Raw genomic sequence first — 18678 nt, 5'->3', positions numbered from 1 at the left:
GCCATCCATGACGACGCGCAAGACCACATGGCGTGCGCCCTCCGTGCTGCCGGGCTTCGGACTGACCTTCGGGTTCAGCCTGGCCTGGCTTTCCCTGATCGTGCTGATCCCGCTCTCCATGCTGTTCATCAAGTCGGCGGGAATGGGCTGGCAGGCCTTCGTCGACGTCGGCTTTTCGGAGCGCGCCCTCACCGCCTATCGCCTGAGCTTCGGCACGGCGCTGGCCGCTGCCTTCGTGAACGCGGTGTTCGGCCTGCTCGTCGCCTGGGTGCTGGTCCGCTACGAATTCCCCGGCAAGCGGGTGATTTCTGCGCTGGTGGACCTGCCCTTCGCGCTGCCCACCGCCGTTGCCGGCATCGCGCTGACGGCGCTCTACGCGCCGAGCGGCTGGGTGGGTCAGTACCTCGACCCGCTCGGCATCAAGGTCGCCTTCACCTCGCTCGGCATTACGGTGGCGCTCGTCTTCATCGGCCTGCCTTTCGTAGTGCGCTCGGTGGAGCCGGTCCTTGCCGATCTCGGCAAGGACGTGGAGGAAGCCGCCGCGACGCTCGGCGCGGGCCGCGCCCAGACTTTCGCGCGGGTGATCTTCCCGGCGATCCTGCCCGCGCTGTTCACCGGGTTCGCGCTGGCCTTCGCGCGCGGCGTGGGTGAATACGGTTCGGTGATCTTCATCTCGGGCAACATGCCCGGCAAGACCGAGATCGCGCCGCTGCTGATCGTCACCCAGCTCGAACAGTACAACTACGACGGCGCCACCGCGATCGCGATGGTCATGATGCTGGTGTCCTTCGCGGTGCTGTTCACGCTCAATGCGCTCCAGTCCATTCGTCGCAGGAGGCTCGGCGCATGACCCGGAAAACCCGCAGGATAACGCCCGGTACGGAAAGCCGGACGGCTCAGATCCTGCTCATCACTCTGGCGCTCGCCTTCCTGGCATTCTTCCTGATGCTGCCGCTGATCGCGGTGTTCAGCGAAGCCTTGAAGCAGGGGATCGGCCCGTTCCTCGATGCCGTTTCCAATCCCGATGCCTTCTCGGCGATCCGCCTGACGCTTATCATCGCGGCGATCAGCGTGCCGCTCAACATGGTCTTCGGCCTTGCCGCAAGCTGGGCGATCACCAAGTTCGCCTTCCCCGGCAAGAACCTGCTGCTGACGCTGATCGACCTGCCGTTCTCGGTTTCGCCGGTGGTCTCGGGCCTGATCTTCGTGCTGCTGTTCGGCGCGCAGGGCCTGCTGGGACCATGGCTTTCCGCGCACGGGCTGAAGATCATCTTCGCGGTGCCGGGCATCATCCTCGCCACCGTCTTCATCACTTTCCCCTTCGTCGCCCGCGAGCTGATCCCGCTGATGATGGAGCAGGGCAAGGAGGACGAGGAAGCCGCGGTATCGCTGGGTGCCAACGGCTGGCAGACGTTCTGGCACGTTACCCTGCCGAACATCCGCTGGGGCCTGCTTTACGGCGTGCTGCTCTGCAATGCGCGGGCCATGGGCGAGTTCGGCGCAGTCTCGGTCGTCTCGGGCCACATTCGCGGCGAGACCAACACGATGCCGCTGCATGTCGAGATCCTCTACAACGAATACGACTTCGTCGGCGCTTTCGCGGTGGCTTCGCTGCTGGCCGCCCTCGCTCTCGTCACCCTCGTCCTCAAGACCGTGCTCGAATGGCGCTTCGACCTTCACTCGGGAGCAAAGCATTGATCCGCGTAGAAAACATCACCAAGCGTTTCGGCAACTACCCGGCGCTCCACGGCATCGACCTGGAGATCCAGCCCGGCGAGTTCATCGCCCTGCTCGGCCCTTCCGGCTCCGGCAAGACGACGCTGCTGCGCATCATCGCCGGCCTTGAATTCCAGGACGAAGGCCACGTCTACTTCAACGGTGACGACGTTTCCGACATTCCCGTCGGCAAGCGCAACGTCGGCTTCGTTTTCCAGCAATATGCGCTGTTCCGCCACATGACCGTGGCCGACAACATCGCCTTCGGCCTCACCGTGCGCAAGGCCCGCAACCGTCCCGCCAAGGCCGAGATCAAGGCGCGCGCGCAGGAACTGCTGCGGGTGGTCCAGCTCGAAGGCCTCGGAGATCGCTACCCCGGCCAGCTCTCGGGCGGCCAGCGCCAGCGCGTCGCCCTCGCCCGCGCACTCGCCATCGAACCGAGCCTGCTCCTGCTCGACGAACCCTTCGGCGCGCTCGACGCCAAAGTTCGCAAAGACCTGCGCCGCTGGCTGCGCGACCTGCACAAGCAAATGGGCCTGACCTCGATCTTCGTCACCCACGACCAGGAAGAGGCGCTCGAACTTGCCGACCGGGTGGTGGTGATGGACCACGGCCGTATCGACCAGATCGGCACGCCCGAACAGGTCTACATGGAACCCGCCACGGCCTTCGTCTCGCACTTCGTGGGCGAGACCAACCGCCTGCCAGACGGTCGCCACATCCGCCCCCATGACATCGAGATCGTCGCAGAAGGCAGCGACCGGGTCGTCGTCGATAACGTGTTCCGCAAGGCCGGCTCCTGGCGCGTCGAAGGACGACTCCAGGAAAACGGAACGATCGTCGAGATCGACGTCGACTCCCACGATACCCCGCCAGCCATCGGCGATACGGTCGCCATTGCCGCGAAACGGGCCAGAACCTTCTCCACTGCGGGAGACCGATGATGACCGACGATACCCAGGCGCTCCGCAATCTCGAGGAAAGCCTCGCCAAAGTGCGCGAGGCGCTTCAGGAACTGCGCTATGGCCAGATTGCCCTGACCGTGCATGACGGCCGCGTCGTACAGATCGACGTAACGGAAAAGAAGCGCTTCTGATTTGCCTGCACAAAGGAAGGTCTACCGACAAATCTCCAACAAATTCAGATGTTGATCCCGGTCTCCCGTTGGTCCTAGAATTGGCTTCGACGGTGATGTCCTCTGCGCATCACGCTCGACCAACGGGGGACGTACCATGAAGACTTCGATGATTTTCGGCTCGGTCGTGGCTATGGGGCTGCTTCTTGCAATGCCCGCGTCTGCGCAAGATGCAGTGCAAGTTCCCGCAGCGGCTGCCGTAACGACCTCCGGAGAAATTCCCGAGGGCTTCACGCTCGCGCCGGACGGCACGACGCTGATCCACACGGCCAGTGGCCTGCACTTTCCCGCCGAGTTCGACGGTTTTCAGCGCCTGAGCGAAAAGACTTACGATCCGAGCGGCGAATATATCGCCATCGGCTACGATCGTCCGCTCGACTCCGGCAAGGACCACCTCGTGGTCCGCATGGCGATCGTCCATATCGACCAGATGTCGGCCCGCGATCACTACATGATCATGCGGCAGGCCGCGATGTCGCACTTCGCCGCCCCTTCGATCGCATCGGAAGGACCCGCGAAGATCCCGACCAACCGGCGCCTAGAAGCCTATCGCGGCACGTTCAGCGGCTATCGCGATAACCAGCCCTGGCTGTTCAGCCTGACCACGGTGAACTACGGTTACTGGAGCGGCCGCATGACCGCCGCTTTCCCGCAGAAGGACGCAGCGGAAGCGGAAAAGCATCTCGGCATTCTGCTGGGAGAAGTGCGCGCGCAAAAGCCCAAGGCGCCGAAACGCTGACCCTTCGCTTCCGACAATTAGTTGATAAACGTCAACAATTCCAGCATAGGCCGGCCATGATCCGAAAGATTGCCCTTATCGCCGCCGCCATGGCGTCAGGCAGCGCACCGGCCATGGCCGCCGATGCTGCCCCCGATTTCTTCGCCGCCGCGCTGTGCCAGCCGCCTTACACGACCGCCAACGCGACGGAACTTTACGAGGCCGCCGAGAAACTCGCCCAGCCGGATACCTCCACGCTCGGCGCCGCGATCTATCGCCTGCCGGAACCCATCGAGAAGGACGGGTTCACCACGCAGGACGTGGTCTTCGCGGGCATGTCGGTAGGCGTGTTGCTCGACGGCCCCGTCGCGGCCGAACTCGCCCGCCGCTATGGTCTGTCGCCGGAAAAGAGCCACTTGCTCGGCGCCTCCACCCTGGGCTTCTCGCGCGTACTTCCAGACGACCAGCAAGCCCTGAAAGACCTCGGCCTGATTTCCATCGTCGCCCGTGAAGGACCGGCCATGGAGGGCAAGACCTTGCTCGCATGCGAATTCGTCTCGGATGAGGACCGCAAGGCTTTGGAATCCTACGAAAACGCCGATCACTGATACAGCGACCTGACCGGAAAGCGTGCAGACTTTCCGGTCAGGTCCGGCCTTCGATCAGCCTCGCGAGACGCCCGGGCGCGTGACCTGCGCGGCCCAGCCTTCGATGTCGAGGCGCTTGGGAAGGTCCTTCAGCACACCGTCCAGAGCCTGACCGGGACCACCGGAACAACCGCGCTGGTGCGTAGCGGTCGTCGTGCGACCCGCCGCGTCGCTCCAGGTGATGGTGTAGGAGGACGTATCGCTGATGGCCGCGTCGCATTCGACACGGGCGGTCGTTCCGTCCGCGGGCCGAAAAGGCGCCAGAGCCTCGGCCAGTGCGCGGTAGGTTTTCTCTCCCGCCTCCCGCTCCTTGACGCCCAGCGTCGCCGTGTGGCGCTGACCTTCGAACGTCACGCTCCCGGATGGAGCCACCCGCACCTCGTAGACCGGACAGAAACCGAAACACGGCCCAACCGCGATCGCGATCGTTTCCGGCACGGCAGCAGGCGGCGGTGCGGAGACAGGTCCGGCTGACTGCGCGGAGCAGGCTGCAAGCGCGAAAACGCCCGCAACCGCCAGCAAGCTCGATGTAAATGGATTCGATTTAAGCACGTGAAAGGCTCCCGCTCGTTCCGACTGCCGCCAATAGCATCGTGAAGCTGAACACAGGACGGAGCGGATTGCCGGGAACCTCAAAAATTTTTCGCCCTTCCGGCGCATGCCCGACAGCACGTCAAATTGGATACAGTTTGGACCCATCATTCGAGAGATTCCTCTCCGCTGAAATCGCTATCTTGTAGTAAACCTGCAAAGGCGTTACGCCCTGCCGATAATACCACTATGATACCGGGGATTTGGGATGACGCGACTTAAGGGCCGATCCGGCACCTTCCTTTCGATACTGCTGGCAAGCGCCGGAATGAGCGGCGTGCTGGCCGACTGCGCATCCGCGCAAGTGCCCACCCTGCCCGCGATCTATCCGGCCCCTGCATCGATGGCCTTGGGCCGGGGCACTATCGCGCTCGGAACCTCGGTCGTGCTGGTCGCCGCCCCCGGCACCGAGCCTGAGACCGTTTCCCTGATCCGCGACATCCTGAAATCGTCAGGCGTCGACACTATCGAGACCGCGCGCAACCTGCCCGCCACGCTCCGGCAGACCTACATCGTGATCGGCACCGGCACTGCGGCGCCCGTGCGCGAGGCTCTGAAGCGCAGCAAGACCACCCTCGACACCCACGCCGAAGGCTACACCATTGCCGCGGCCGCCATGGATAGCGGCGCCCTCGTCATTCTGGCCGGTCAGGACGATGACGGCCTGTTCCACGCCGCGCAGACCTTCCGCCAGCTCGCGCGCCGCCCGCAATTCCCGGCCCTGATCATCCAGGATCACCCGGCGATGCCGATCCGGGGTACGATCGAAGGCTTCTACGGCGCGCCGTGGACGATGGCCGACCGCACCAAGCACCTGGACTTCCTCGCCACCGTAAAAGCGAATACTTACGTCTACAGCCCCAAGGACGATCCCTACGCCCGCGACCGCTGGCGCGAGGCCTACCCCGCCGCCACTCTCTCGCAGCTCGGCACGCTGGCGGCGACCGCACGGCGCAACCACGTCGATTTCGTCTACGCGGTCTCGCCCGGCCCCTCGATCTGCTTCTCCGATCCTGCCGACCGCAAGGCGCTGGAAGCCAAGCTGGATGCCGTGCGGGCGATCGGCGTCCACAGCTTCTATGTCGCGCTCGACGACATCGAATATACCAAGTGGAACTGCGAGGGTGACAAGACCGCTTTCGGCCCCTCGGGTGCGGAAGCCGCAGGTGTCGCGCAGGCCAAGTTGCTGAACGCGGTACAGGCGGACCTGCTGCGCAAGGATCCGAAGTCGCGCCCGCTCATCATGGTGCCGACCGAATATTACGACGCGAAGGAAACCCCCTACAAGGCGGCCCTGCGCGAACATCTCGACCCGCGCGTCGTCGTGCAGTGGACCGGCACCGACGTGGTGCCGCCCGCGATCTCGATCCCCGACGGCAAGCAGGCGACCAAGGCTTTCGGACGCAAGACCCTGCTCTGGGACAACTATCCGGTCAACGACTATGCCCAGACCACCGGCCGCCTGCTGCTCGCGCCTTACGCCCGCCGCGAAGCCGGACTTTCCTCGGAACTGAGCGGAATCCTGTCGAACCCGATGAACCAGGAAGCGCCGAGCCGCGTTGCCGTGACCGGCCTCGCCGCCTTCGCCTGGAACGACAAGGCCTATGACGCCGACCTGACCTGGCGCGCCGCCGCCAGCGACCTTGCGGGCGGCGACGACAAGGCGACGCAGGCGCTGCTGACCTTCTTCGACACCCAGCATATGGCCCCCACTTTCGGCAGCCAGCCCTGGCAGGAACAAGCACCGAAGCTGAAGGCCGCACTCGACCGCGTGCGCGAAGCCCTTGCCGATGGCGACAATGCTGCGCGCAAGGCAGCGATCGCCGATCTCAGCCGCCGCGCCGACGAACTGGCGAGCGCATCCGACGTGATCCGTTCGGGAACCGTCGATCCGGCCTTCGCGCAGCAGTCGCGTCCCTGGCTCGATGCCATGCAGATCTGGGGCCGCGCGCTCCAGTTGTCGGCAGCCGGACTCGATGCTGCCGATCGCGGCAACGCCGCCGCCCCGCGCTACTTCGCGGAGGCCGGAAAGCTCGCCGCGGAAGCCTCGGCAGTGCAGTCGATCCCCGGCGCGACCCGCTTCGACGGGCCGATCAAGATCGCCGACGGCGTGCTGGACCGCTTCATCGCCGACGCCCCGACGCTGATCGGCACGGTTCGCTGAACCGATATCACTTGCGGAGACGAGCGCTATGCCTAGTCTCCGCAAGTGATGGAAATCGAAAGGATTGGACTCTCTCTGGCGCGGCGGATCGCCCTCGCCGCACAGGGCTTTGGCCGTAGCAGGCCGGAAGCACCGGACATCGGCCATTTGCGCCGCACAATCGAACGGGTGCAGCTGCATCAGATCGACAGCGTCAACGTCCTCTCCCGCGCCCATTACCTCCCCGCCTTCTCGCGCCTGGGCGCCTATGACCGGGCAGACCTGGACAGTCTGTCCTGGGGTCCGAAACGTCAGCGCAAGCTGTTCGAGTACTGGGCACACGAAGCCTCATTGCTACCCTTCGCCGTCCACCCGCTGCTCCGCTGGCGCATGGCGAGCGCCGATCGCGGCGAGAGCGGCTGGGGCCGGATGCGCGTCTATGCCACCGAACGCCGCACGGAAGCCATGGCGCTGCTGGAACGCCTCCGCGAGGAAGGTCCTCTGGCCGCCTCGGACTTCGAGACCCACAAGGGCCAATCCGGCTGGTGGGAATGGAGCGACACCAAACGCGCTCTCGAATGGCTGTTCTGGGCCGGACATATAACCACGGCCTCCCGGCGGCGCGGCTTCGAGCGGGTCTACGATCTGACCGAACGCGTGCTTCCAGAAGCGGTACTCGCGGTTCCTACCCCCTCGGATGCCGATGCCCACCGCGCCCTGATCGAGCGCGCCGCCCGCGCCCACGGCATCGCGACCGACAGGGAACTGCGCGACTACTTCCGCCAGTCGCCCGAACAGGCGCGCCCCGCCATTGCCGCCCTGGCCGAGGAAGGCGTGCTGGTGCCGGTCTCCATCGAAGGCAAGCGTCACGCCTGGCTCCACCGTGAAGCACGCCGTCCCCGCCGCATCGAGGCGCGCGCCCTGCTCGCCCCGTTCGATCCGCTGATCTGGGAGCGGGATCGCACCGAGCGGCTGTTCGGCTTCCACTACCGGATCGAGATCTACGTGCCCGCAGAAAAGCGCAGGCACGGTTACTATGTCCTGCCCTTCCTGCTCGGAGACCGGCTGGCGGCGCGGGTCGATCTCAAGACCGACCGGGCGGCATCCCGGCTGATCGTCCAGTCGGTCCATCTGGAAGCCGATGCTCCACTCCACACCCGCGAAGCCCTGAGCGCGGAACTGGAAGAGATGGCGCGCTGGCTCGGGCTGGACGGCGTTCATCTTGCCGTCAGCCCCGCTCTCCGAACATGACCGTTCAAATGTGATCTCGATCATGGACGGAGCCGAAACCGTTCTCGATAGTTCATGCCCTGTCCCGGCATTCGTCCCGGAATTGATACCGCAAGGAACCGACCCATGAACCGCTTGCACACCCTTTCGTTCGTCACCGCGGCCCTGGCGCTGAGCCCCCTGCCCGCCATCGCGCAGGATGCAGCGCAGCCGAACCGGCCGGAAGCCGGAAATCCGGAGCAGCAGCGCAAGACGCTCAACGAGGAACAGGCCCGCGCGGCCCGCGCGCAAGTCGAAGACAATGTCGCCCGCGAACAGGCCCGTGAAGCGACCATCGCCACCGAAGCCGCACGCCGCCAGCGCGAGGAAACCGCCTATAACGAAGCCGTGCGCAGCCACGACGCCGCCGTGCGCGACTACGAAGCGGCCCATGCGAAATGGGAAGCCAGCAACCCCTACTGCAAGCGCAACGATCCGGTGAAATGCCCGCGCTGATCGCCACTTGTAAACCGTTGCGTAGAGAAAGAAGGGGCGTCTTGGGCGCCCCTTTTTCGCAGTTCGGCCCGCCGGACGAGGACTGCGTCGATCCCGCCGAATTCCAGCTCTGCCGCGTCAAACAAGGCCGCTTCACCGTCGGTATAGGCCCAGCGCCTGCTTTGGCGGCGTTCCGAACGATCAGGCCGCTAAATTTGTTACAAAAGAACCTGCGTAAGCCTTTCTGGCGTAACATCATCTTGAGCAGATGGCGGTTCTCACGCTAGGTGGCGCCATGAGCGACCTAGAAACCATGCCCGGGCACCTGATCCGCCGCCTGCAACAGATTTCCGTTGCCCGTTTTGCGGCGCGCAGGGCCGAGGCGGGTCTGGACCTCACATCGGTCCAATACGCGGCGCTCCTGACGCTGTTCGATCATCCTGGGCTGGACCAGCAAACCCTCGCAGGCATGATCGCCTACGATCGCGTGACCATCGGTGGGGTGATCGACAGGCTCGTACAGAAGCGCCTCGTCGACCGCGAAGTCAGCCCGACCGACCGGCGCGCCCGTGTGTTGATGCTGAGCGACTTGGGCCGGGAGGCGCTGGATAGCGCGACGCCCTTAGTGGACAAAGTTCAGGCCGACCTTATTTCGCATCTTACGGCAGAAGAAGGCGATATATTCCTGAAACTTCTCCAGAAAACCACACAGGCGGGCAACGAGCTAAGCCGCGCGCCGCTGCGCCGCACGGTGAAAGTACAAGGCTCCTGAACATTTGGAGCCTTGTACTACAGCTTATCGAACCCGCTTGAGAACCCGCTCAGCCCAAAGGCCGAAGACCAGTCCGATCGTCGCCCAGAGGACAAGCTGCGTGCCGATCGAGGCGACGCGGAAATTCCACAGCAGGACGGCGGGGAAATCGCCGGGGACTTCGTTGATCGTCGGCAGCAGGAACTGGCCGAGACCGACGATCCCCAGATAGACGAAGAAACCGAGCAGGGTCGCGTCAAACCCGCGTCCGGGACGGGCCAGAGCCCCCCGGATGCGCGCCGCGACAACCGCCGCACCGAGCGAAAGCGCGATCATCCCGAAATAGGCGGCGGTGCGCAAGGCCACCGTCTCGTGCTTGCCGACGGCGGGCGGAGTCTGCGGATACTTGATCGCGGGCACCACCACGACAAGCACGAACGTCAGCGCCGCCAGCAGCAGCGCAAAGCTGCGCGGGCCGAGGTGCCCCATGCGGCCGTAGCCATAAGCGAAGACGAGCGAGAATATCCCCCCGACCGCCGCACCGTAAAGCGCCAGCGCCGTCACCAGCCCCGCGCCCTTCTGGGTATCGCGGCTCACGAGTTCCTCTTCCTGCGGCTCCGCGTGGGCCATTCCGGCGTGTTCGGGAGCCGCATGGGCCGAGTGGCTTTCCTCATAGCCGATCGCGAGGTCGATCTGCGGTTCGGCGAAACCGCGTGCGAAAAGCGTGGCAAGCAGCGCGCCCAGGATGCCGGCAAGCATCCCGCGCCAGAGCAGGTCTTTTGTCATCGCTGGATCAGTGGCAGGGGAAGCCGAGGAGATGGCGTCCGTCGTGCACGAATTCATGCACGTACATGCCCTGGAACAGCGAGAAGGCGCCCTGCTCGGTGCTGACGAAATAGAGGAAGATCATCGCCAGCAACGTGCCGAGCACGGCCCAGGGAGCGATATCCTCGATCGGAATGGCATGGCCGCCCTCGACCGGGATGAAGGCGTCATCGAAAACTGCGGCGGAAACAGCCATTGTCATGCTCCTTGGCGGGATTGCGCGTCCCCGGAAAACCTGTTGCCGAGAAGGAAGGTCTGGCTCTCGACGGGACTGTTCCCGTGCGATTACAGTGGCGCGACCGCGCCGGATTCACACCGGCTTCTTCGATACTCGACGCCGCATCCTTAGGACCGCGCGGACCGCGGCGTCAACGACTTCACGGAATTTACGCTTGGCGACGACCCTCCTACTGATCTGCATCGCCGCCACGGCATCGAGCCGTGAGGGCCGTTTTCCAGACCCGGCGGAACCGCTCGATGCCGCCGGTGCCCGCGCCGCCGCGCAAGCGGTTCTCTCGGATCGCTTCCGCACATCCGCGTACCGCAGCCCTTCTCGCGCCGCTGCCGAGACCGCCTCGGCGATGGCGCTGTCAGCCAGCGAGGAAGCCCTGCTTTCGGACCTCTCCTATGGCGACTGGACCGGCCGCTCCTTCGCCGAGATCGCGGGCGCGCAGCCGGGAGCGTTGGACCTCTGGCTCTCGGACCCGACGCAGGGCACTCCCGGAGGCGAATCCATGGATCAGGCCCTGAAGCGCATCGGCGCATGGATGGACCGGATCGCCGCCCTCGACGCGCCGGTCTGCGCCATCACCCACCCCATGATCGTCCGCGCCGCGCTTGCCCATGCGCTGGACCTGCCGCTGCGTTCGACACTCGCCATCGACGTGGCCCCGCTCTCGCACACCGTGCTCTCGTTCAACCGCTCGTGGCGATTGCAGTCGCTGGGGCTTGCGAGCGGGCACGCGCCCGGCTAATCGCCTCGAAGTTCGGGGCGCAAATCGTGCCCCGGCAAAGATCGCGCCGGTGCCCCGCAAGGGGCTTAATATGGGAACTACGGTAGAGCCTGACTCGAAAGAGTTTGCTCGATTCCGGGGCTGTCCCTGCAACTGTAAGCGGCGAGCGCGATGCACATTCGCGGCGGGACAAGCGCTCCCGACGCAGCCACTGGGCCGGACGCTAAATCCTGCGGGGCCTGGGAAGGCCGTGCATCGCGTGATGACCCGCGAGCCAGGAAACCTGCCGGCGTCGATGTCGCTCTTGCCCGCGTCCAGGGGATGGCCGAGGCACGGTAACTCTTCCGTCTGAGCGACGTGATGCATGCGGCCGGGGCCGCAGCGGCATGCCGTGTCGGGCGCCCGTGCGCCGGTCCGACCCGGCGCGCCGCCTTCGTCGCGCCTGCGACGGGAAGCCCCGCCGTTTCAGGTCGCTGGCGCGCGGGAGACGATTTATGAGCAAAGTTCCCACCACCGTCATCACCGGCTTCCTCGGCGCAGGCAAGACGACGCTGATCCGCCACCTCCTCCAGAACGCCAAGGGCCGCCGTCTCGCGCTCGTCATCAACGAATTCGGCGATGTCGGCGTGGACGGCGAACTGGTGAAGGGCTGCAATGACGAAGCCTGCCCGGAAGACGATATCGTCGAACTGGCCAACGGCTGCATCTGCTGCACCGTCGCCGACGACTTCCTGCCGACCATGCAGAAGCTGCTCGACCGCGAGAACAAGCCCGATCACATCATCATCGAAACCAGCGGGCTTGCCCTGCCCAAGCCGCTGGTGAAGGCTTTCCAGTGGCCCGACATCCGCACCCGCGCCACGGTTGACGGCGTGGTCGCCCTGATCGACGCCGATGCCGTCGCGGCAGGCCGTTTCGCCACCGACGAAGCCGCCCTGGCCGCCGCGCGCGCCGCCGATCCGATGCTCGATCATGAAAGCCCGCTGGAGGAACTGTTCGAGGAACAGCTGGGCTGCGCGGACATGGTCGTGCTCAACAAGACCGACCTCGTCGACGCCGATGCCCTCGCTCATGTCGAGACGCTGGTGCTGGCCGAAACGCGCCCCGGCGTGAAGATCGTGCGTGCCGATCACGGCGCCGTCGATATCGCCGCGCTGCTGGGCATCACCGCCGCTGCCGAGGACGACCTCGATTCCCGTCCCTCGCACATCGACGGACTGGACGAGGATCACGATCATGACGACTTCGACAGCTTCGTGGTCTCCGGCGGCGACGTGGCCGATCTCGACGCCCTGCTCGCTCGTCTGAACGACCTGATCGCGGAACACGACATTCTGCGTGTGAAGGGCATGGTCGCCGTTGGCGGCAAGCCAAGCCGTCTGGTCGTGCAGGCCGTCGGCCCGCGCATCCAGCACTTCTACGACCGCGCCTGGCTGCCACAGGAAGCGCGGCGCACTCAGCTTGTCGTCATCGGCCAGAAGGGACTGGACCGCGCCGCCATCGAGGCGGGGCTTGCCGGAGTTCTCGGCGCTGTAGACGCCTGATGCACCTGCTGTCCGCCACGCCGGGAACGATCTCCAACGGCGAGGAGGCGATCGACCTCGACCAGTCTCCCGGCGACATGGTGATCCTCACCGTGGCGGACAGCGAACTCGCCTGCTTTGCGGGCGCAGCGGCGCGCATGCCGGAAGGCGCTCCCAGCGTTCGCCTCGCCAACCTGCTGCAACTGCGCCACCCCTATTCGATCGACCTCTATGTCGAGAAAGTGATCGCGCACGCCAAATTCGTCTGCGTGGTCCTGCTCGGCGGCAAGAGCTACTGGGGCTACGGCATCGACGAAATCGCCCGCGTCGCGCGGGAGAACGGCATTGCCTTTGCCGCCATTGCCGACGGGCGAGAGGCCGATCCCGCACTCGACCGCGCCTCCACCCTGCCCGCCGATCTGCGCGAGAAATTACGCGACTATCTGCGGCAGGGCGGCACCGCCAATGCCCTGTCGTTCCTGCGCACCGCCGCGCGAACCATCGGCCATGACGCGGGCGAGCCGGACGATCCGGTGCCCGTGGCCGATGCCGGGCTCTACCTTTCGGGCACCGAGCGCGCCGGGCTTTCCGAAGTGCAGGCGGGCTGGGTCGAAGGTCGTCCGCTTGTGCTGCTGGTGTTCTACCGCGCGCTGATGATCGCGGGAACGCTGGACGCCGTGGATGCGATGATCGCAGCGCTACGGGAACGCGGCTTCAACGTCGCCGCCGTCCATGTTCGCGCCTTGCGGGAGCCTTTCGCAGTGGATTGGCTGGGCGGGTTGCTGGGCGAGATCACGCCCGATGTGATCGTCAATGCTACCAGTTTCGCCTCCTCCTCCGCCGGTGACGATCGCAAGCCCGGCATTCTGGAAAAGGCGGACTGCCCGATCCTGCAAGTCGCTTTCGCGGGCGTCGAGGAAAGCGAGTGGCAAAGCGCCGCGCGCGGACTTGGCCCGCGCGATCTGGCGATGAACGTGGCGCTGCCCGAAGTGGACGGCCGCCTGTTCACTCGCGCCGTCGCCTTCAAGGCAGCCGAGCGCTTCGACGAGGTGACCCAGTGCGGCATCGTCGTCCCGCGCGTCGCTCCTGACCGGGTGGCGTTCGTCGCCGATCTCGCCGCCAACTGGGCAAGCCTGCGCCGCACCGCATCGCCCGAGCGCCGCGTCGCGCTGGTGCTGGCGAACTATCCCAACCGCGACGGTCGCATCGGCAACGGCGTCGGCCTCGACACCCCCGCCAGCACCGTCGCGATCATCGCCGCTCTGGCCGACGCGGGCTATGACATAGGCGAAGCGCCAAGGGACGGCGCCGCGCTGATGCGCCTGATGACCGGCGGCGTGACCAACGACCTGACATCGCTGGACCGCCCAGGTGAAGTTTCGCTACCGCTTGCAGCTTACCAAGCCGCCTTCGCAGCGGTGCCCGAAAGCGCGCGCAAGGCCATGGTCGAGCGCTGGGGCGAACCTGCGGCCGATCCCTTCGTGCGGGACGGCGCATTCCGTTTGCCGGTGCACCGCTTCGGCAATCTCGCCGTCGCCGTGCAGCCCGCGCGCGGCTACAATATCGATCCCAAAGCCAGCTATCACGACCCGGCCCTGCCGCCGCCCCACGCCTACCTCGCCTTCCACATCTGGCTGGCGCAGGACTTCGGCGCGCAGGCCGTGGTCCATGTCGGCAAGCATGGCAATCTGGAATGGCTGCCGGGCAAAGCCATCTCGCTCTCGCGCGAGTGCTTCCCGGAGATCTGCGCCGGACCGCTGCCGCAACTCTACCCCTTCATCGTCAACGACCCCGGCGAAGGCACGCAGGCCAAGCGTCGCATCGGCGCGCTGGTGATCGATCACCTCACCCCGCCGCTGACCCGCGCCGAGACCTACGGCCCGCTGAAGCAGCTCGAAGCGCTGGTGGACGAATACTACCTCGCCGCGGGCATGGACCCGCGCCGTCTCGACCGGCTGCGCCGCGATATCCTCGACCTCGCCCGCAGCCACGGTCTCGATCGCGATGCCGGGGCCAGCGGTGACGACGACGACGCGCTTTCCGCGATCGACAACTACCTCTGCGAACTGAAGGAACTGCAGATCCGCGACGGTCTGCATGTCTTCACGCAGTCGCCCGAAGGCCGCTTGCGGCGCGACCTGCTGGTCGCGCTGGCCCGCACGCCGCGTGGCTATGACCATGCCGGGCAAGCCTCGCTGCTGCGGGCGATGGCGGAGGACTTCGGCTTGGACTTCGACCCGCTCGACTGCCGGATGGGGGACCGCTGGGACGGCGCGCGGCCTAAAGCACTGGCAGCGATTTCGGATGAGCCTTGGCGCACGCACGGCGATGCCGTGGAGCGGCTCGAACTGCTGGCGGCGGAGTTGGTCGACACCCTCCTCCCTCATCGTCACCCTGAACTTGTTTCAGGGTCCATCTCGCCGATGGACCCGCCGGTCGAGGCCGAGGAATGGATGCTGAGCCGCAAGGCCAGCGCAGCTAAACAAGTTCAGCATGACGGTGGAGTAGGCGGTAAGGGCATGGGGCTGAACACCGCAGCCGTCCTCGACGCCATCGCAACCGACCTCGCTCCTCGCATCGACCTCTGCGGCCCGCGCGAGGCCGAGGCCCTGCTCGCCGGCCTCGATGGCCGCTTTGTCCTACCCGGCCCCTCCGGCGCGCCCACGCGCGGGCGGCCTGACGTTCTTCCCACAGGGCGCAACTTCTACTCGGTCGACACCCGCGCCGTGCCCACCGCCGTCGCCTGGGAACTCGGGCGCAAGTCCGCCGATCTGCTGGTGGAGGACTACCTCCAACGCGAGGGCGAGTACCCCAAGGCCATCGCGCTTTCCGCATGGGGCACCGCCAACATGCGCACCGGCGGCGACGATATCGCGCAGGCCCTTGCACTGATGGGCGCGCGCCCGCGCTGGGACTGGACTTCGGGCCGCGTGGTCGGGTTCGAGGTGATGACCGTGGCCGAACTCGGCCGCCCGCGCGTGGACGTGACCTTGCGCGTCTCCGGCTTCTTCCGCGATGCCTTCCCCGAACAGATCGACCTGATCGACAGCGCCGCGCGCGCGGTGATGGCGCTGGACGAACCGCTGGGCGACAACCCCGCCGCCGAGCGCCACCGCGCCGAAGCCGCCGCGCTGGTCGAAAGCGGCGAGGCCGAAACGCAGGCCGCCCGCCGCGCCGGTGCGCGCGTATTCGGATCGAAACCGGGTGCTTACGGGGCCGGACTTCAGGCCATGATCGACGAGAAGATCTGGCACGAACGCAGCGATCTGGCCGATGTCTACCTCGACTGGGGCAGCTACGCCTATGGCGGCGGCGTCGAAGGCGATGCCGAACGCGGTCTCTTCGCCGCCCGCCTCGCCTCGGTCGATGCCGTGGTCCAGAACCAGGACAACCGCGAGCACGACCTGCTCGACAGCGACGATTACTATCAGTTCGAAGGCGGCATCGCTGCTGCCGTCGAGCATCTGAAAGGCCGCGCGCCGATCAGCTATCACAACGACCACAGCCGCCCGGAGCGCCCGGTCGTCCGCACGCTGGAGGACGAGATCGGCCGCATCGTGCGCGGGCGCGTCACCAATCCCAAGTGGATCGCGGGCGTCATGCGGCATGGCTACAAGGGTGCGTTCGAGATCGCCGCCTCGGTCGATTACCTCTTCGCCTTTGCCGCCACGACGCACGCGGTGAAGGACCATCATTTCGACGCCGTCCATGCCGCCTTCATCGAGGACGAGGCGGTGCGAAACTTCATGACCGAGGCGAACCCGGCTGCCTTGCGCGAAACTGCCGCGCGCCTTGCCGAGGCGCTGGAGCGCGGCCTCTGGAAACCCCGATCGAACAGCGCGGGCCTGACGCTCGCGGCCCTCTCAGGAGCATGACCATGGTGCAGCGTACCGACGAACAGCACGCCGAGAAAATGAAAAAGAAGCAGGCCGCGCATGACAAGATCATGGCCGGAAAGACGGTCGAAAAGGGCCTGCTGATCGTCCACACCGGCAAGGGCAAGGGCAAGACCACCGCCGCTCTCGGCATGGTGGTACGCGCCATCGGCCACGGCAAGAAAGTGGGCGTCGTCCAGTTCGTGAAGGGCGCGATGACCACTGGCGAGAAGGTCGTCTTCGATGCCTTTCCCGATTCTGTCGAGTTCAAGCCGATGGGCGAAGGCTTCACCTGGAACACGCAGGACCGCGCCCGCGACATCGAACTCTCGCGCGAGGCGTGGGAAGAAGTGAAGCGCATGGTGGCCGATCCCGCCTACGACATGGTCTTGGCGGACGAACTCAACATCGTGCTGCGCTACGACTATCTGCCGCTCGACGAAGTGCTGGAAGTGCTCACCACGCGCGGCGAGATGAAGCATGTCCTCGTGACCGGCCGCAACGCGCCGGAAGCCCTGATGGAAGCCGCCGATCTCGTCACCGAAATGACCCTGGTGAAGCATCCGTTCCGCTCCGGCGTGAAGGCGCAGGCGGGCATCGAATTCTAACGATGACGCCGCAGTTCGGCCCCGAGTTCCAGCGTGACCTGGCCGAACTGCTGGCGTGGCGACGCGACGTGCGCCACTTCCGCAGCGATCCGCTGGAGGAAGGTGTCGTGGCGGAACTACTGGAGACGGCGCAGCTTGCTCCCTCGGTCGGCAATTCACAGCCCTGGCGTTTCGTGCGGATACGCTCGGCGCAGCAGCGCGAGGCGCTGGCCGCCCATGCCGATGCAGAAATCGCGCGCGCCGGAGCGGTCATGGCCGAGGATCGCCGCTCGGCCTATGCCGCGCTCAAACTCCACGGCATGCGTGAGGCTCCTGAACTCATCGCCGTGTTCTGCGATGATGAGACGCCGATCGGCGGCCGTCTCGGGGCGGCGACAATGCCGGAAACCCGCGGGTTTTCGGTCGTGCTGGCGATCCACACGCTCTGGCTGGCCGCTCGCGCCAGAGGGTTGGGTCTCGGCTGGGTCTCGGTCGTCGAGCCCGGCTATGTGAGCACCCTTCTTGACGTGCCGCAGGACTGGCGCCTGATCGCCCTGCTGTGCCTAGGCCATCCGCTCGAACCGGACCATGTACCCGAACTCGAACGGCGCGGCTGGCAAGCCCGGCTCGATTGGCGCGCGCAGGTCAGCGAGCGCTGATCTGCGCCGCCAGCGCCTTCGCCGCCTTGACGTAGGCCGGACCGCCGCAGACGGTCCAGGCCTGCGGGATCGCCACGCGCGGAATGTCCCGCAGGATCGGGTGATGGATCATCTCGGTGCCCTGATCGGAAACCCGCTGCGTGGCGCTGTCGATCACGATGTAATCGGGATGCGCCATCGCCATTTCCTCAAGGCTCATCTGCGAGAGCGACGGCTTGCCGAGCTTGCCCGCCAGATTGACGAGACCCACCCGTGTCATCAGATCGTCCACCAGCGTACCCGTGCCGGTAAGATAACCGCGCCGCTGGTAATAGGCGGCAACCCTGCCGCGCCCGGCGCTGTGCAGACCGGCAAGCTGCGCGTTCATGCGCGCGATCATCGCCTCCCCGCGCTCCGGATGACCGACGGCGCGGGCCACGTCGCGGATCGAGGCCAGAATCTCCTCGTAATTCTGCGCCGACTTGAGATCGAGCGAGGCATAGTGCTGGTTCTTCAGCACGGCGATCGCAGGGTTGCGCCGGGCAGGCATGCCGATCACAAGATCGGGATCGGCGGCCAGTACTTCCTCCGCCGAACCGCCGAAGACCGGCAGCCCCTTCGCGGCGGCGGCTACGTCCGACATTGCCGGGTCGGAGGCATAGCGTGTCAGCCCGGCGATCTGGTCGCGATCGGCCAGAGCGACCAGCAACTGGTCCGCACAGAGATTGAGCGAGACGATCCGATGCGGATAGACCCTGATGCCGTCGCTCCGTTCGCCGGAAGATGCCATCGGCGAGGCCCCCAACAGCACGAGGCAGGGGACAAGCCGAAGATAGCGATGGATTTTTCCGAGGCCCATGGCATGGGTCCTT

The 18678-nt window shown here is 65.9% G+C and carries 19 protein-coding genes and 1 riboswitch; of the genes, 15 read left to right on the top strand and 4 right to left on the bottom strand.

Going from position 1 to position 18678, the window contains the following annotated elements; translation table 11 throughout:
* The first annotated feature begins 7 nt into the window (after positions 1-7).
* The 6 genes from cysT to V7066_RS23770 all read left to right on the top strand — a co-directional run bounded on the left by cysT (position 8) and on the right by V7066_RS23770 (position 4177).
* Positions 8-850 (top strand): sulfate ABC transporter permease subunit CysT, encoded by an 843-nt coding sequence (gene cysT, locus V7066_RS23795; protein WP_442947370.1) that lies wholly within the window; start codon positions 8-10, stop codon positions 848-850.
* Positions 847-1698, top strand: coding sequence for a sulfate ABC transporter permease subunit CysW (gene cysW / locus V7066_RS23790; protein ID WP_334185445.1), 852 nt, complete (start codon positions 847-849; stop codon positions 1696-1698). The genes cysT and cysW overlap by 4 nt, the downstream gene beginning before the upstream one ends.
* Entirely contained in the window at positions 1695-2660 is a 966-nt protein-coding gene (locus tag V7066_RS23785; RefSeq protein ID WP_334185444.1) for a sulfate/molybdate ABC transporter ATP-binding protein, read from the top strand. Before cysW ends, V7066_RS23785 begins: the two co-directional genes overlap by 4 nt.
* Positions 2660-2812 carry a YezD family protein gene (locus tag V7066_RS23780; protein ID WP_334185443.1) on the top strand — a complete coding sequence of 51 codons (153 nt, stop codon included), beginning with the start codon at positions 2660-2662 and terminating at the stop codon, positions 2810-2812. The genes V7066_RS23785 and V7066_RS23780 overlap by 1 nt, the downstream gene beginning before the upstream one ends.
* Positions 2813-2948: 136 nt before the next feature.
* On the top strand, positions 2949-3590 hold the full coding sequence (locus V7066_RS23775) for a hypothetical protein (RefSeq protein ID WP_334185442.1): 642 nt from the start codon (positions 2949-2951) through the stop codon (positions 3588-3590).
* Between the two features lie 56 nt (positions 3591-3646).
* Positions 3647-4177 (top strand): hypothetical protein, encoded by a 531-nt coding sequence (locus tag V7066_RS23770; protein WP_334185441.1) that lies wholly within the window; start codon positions 3647-3649, stop codon positions 4175-4177.
* A 54-nt stretch (positions 4178-4231) separates the two neighbouring features.
* Here V7066_RS23770 and V7066_RS23765 read toward each other — a convergent pair whose 3' ends face one another.
* Positions 4232-4768, bottom strand: a complete 537-nt coding sequence (locus tag V7066_RS23765; protein WP_334185440.1) for a DUF6438 domain-containing protein — start codon at positions 4766-4768, stop codon at positions 4232-4234.
* A gap of 247 nt (positions 4769-5015) precedes the next feature.
* On the opposite strand from V7066_RS23765, the gene V7066_RS23760 reads away from it, so the two are divergent.
* From V7066_RS23760 to V7066_RS23745, 4 genes are all read left to right on the top strand, one after another.
* Positions 5016-6971 carry a beta-N-acetylhexosaminidase family protein gene (locus V7066_RS23760; RefSeq protein ID WP_334185439.1) on the top strand — a complete coding sequence of 652 codons (1956 nt, stop codon included), beginning with the start codon at positions 5016-5018 and terminating at the stop codon, positions 6969-6971.
* Between the two features lie 48 nt (positions 6972-7019).
* Positions 7020-8201, top strand: coding sequence for a winged helix-turn-helix domain-containing protein (locus tag V7066_RS23755; protein ID WP_334185438.1), 1182 nt, complete (start codon positions 7020-7022; stop codon positions 8199-8201).
* A 105-nt stretch (positions 8202-8306) separates the two neighbouring features.
* The gene (locus V7066_RS23750) at positions 8307-8675 is read left to right on the top strand and encodes a hypothetical protein (RefSeq protein ID WP_334185437.1); all 369 of its coding nucleotides are present in this window, start codon (positions 8307-8309) and stop codon (positions 8673-8675) included.
* 274 nt (positions 8676-8949) lie between these two features.
* Complete coding sequence (locus tag V7066_RS23745) at positions 8950-9426, top strand: MarR family winged helix-turn-helix transcriptional regulator (protein ID WP_334185436.1); 477 nt, start codon at positions 8950-8952, stop codon at positions 9424-9426.
* A 24-nt stretch (positions 9427-9450) separates the two neighbouring features.
* Here the strand turns inward: V7066_RS23745 and V7066_RS23740 are convergent, their stop codons facing one another.
* Entirely contained in the window at positions 9451-10191 is a 741-nt protein-coding gene (locus V7066_RS23740; protein WP_334185435.1) for a CbtA family protein, read from the bottom strand.
* A 7-nt stretch (positions 10192-10198) separates the two neighbouring features.
* On the bottom strand, positions 10199-10426 hold the full coding sequence (locus V7066_RS23735; RefSeq protein ID WP_334185434.1) for a CbtB domain-containing protein: 228 nt from the start codon (positions 10424-10426) through the stop codon (positions 10199-10201).
* A gap of 196 nt (positions 10427-10622) precedes the next feature.
* On the opposite strand from V7066_RS23735, the gene V7066_RS23730 reads away from it, so the two are divergent.
* The 5 genes from V7066_RS23730 (at position 10623) to bluB (ending at position 17827) form a co-directional block, all read left to right on the top strand.
* The gene (locus tag V7066_RS23730) at positions 10623-11204 is read left to right on the top strand and encodes a histidine phosphatase family protein (protein ID WP_334185433.1); all 582 of its coding nucleotides are present in this window, start codon (positions 10623-10625) and stop codon (positions 11202-11204) included.
* 31 nt (positions 11205-11235) lie between these two features.
* Positions 11236-11488: riboswitch (cobalamin riboswitch) on the top strand.
* Between the two features lie 189 nt (positions 11489-11677).
* Positions 11678-12727, top strand: a complete 1050-nt coding sequence (gene cobW, locus V7066_RS23725) for a cobalamin biosynthesis protein CobW (protein WP_334185432.1) — start codon at positions 11678-11680, stop codon at positions 12725-12727.
* Positions 12727-16581, top strand: coding sequence for a cobaltochelatase subunit CobN (cobN, locus tag V7066_RS23720; protein ID WP_334185431.1), 3855 nt, complete (start codon positions 12727-12729; stop codon positions 16579-16581). Before cobW ends, cobN begins: the two co-directional genes overlap by 1 nt.
* A 2-nt stretch (positions 16582-16583) precedes the next feature.
* Positions 16584-17189: a cob(I)yrinic acid a,c-diamide adenosyltransferase gene (cobO, locus tag V7066_RS23715; RefSeq protein WP_334185430.1), complete on the top strand. Its 606-nt coding sequence runs from the start codon at positions 16584-16586 to the stop codon at positions 17187-17189.
* 2 nt (positions 17190-17191) lie between these two features.
* Positions 17192-17827, top strand: coding sequence for a 5,6-dimethylbenzimidazole synthase (gene bluB / locus V7066_RS23710; RefSeq protein WP_334185429.1), 636 nt, complete (start codon positions 17192-17194; stop codon positions 17825-17827).
* Here bluB and V7066_RS23705 read toward each other — a convergent pair.
* Complete coding sequence (locus V7066_RS23705; RefSeq protein ID WP_442947369.1) at positions 17814-18665, bottom strand: ABC transporter substrate-binding protein; 852 nt, start codon at positions 18663-18665, stop codon at positions 17814-17816. The genes bluB and V7066_RS23705 overlap by 14 nt on opposite strands.
* Positions 18666-18678 lie beyond the last annotated feature (13 nt).

The organism is Novosphingobium sp., assembly GCF_036820275.1.
Taxonomy (GTDB): domain Bacteria; phylum Pseudomonadota; class Alphaproteobacteria; order Sphingomonadales; family Sphingomonadaceae; genus Novosphingobium.
Note: the sequence above shows the minus strand (reverse complement) of the source record. Positions and strands in the feature narration are given on the sequence as shown.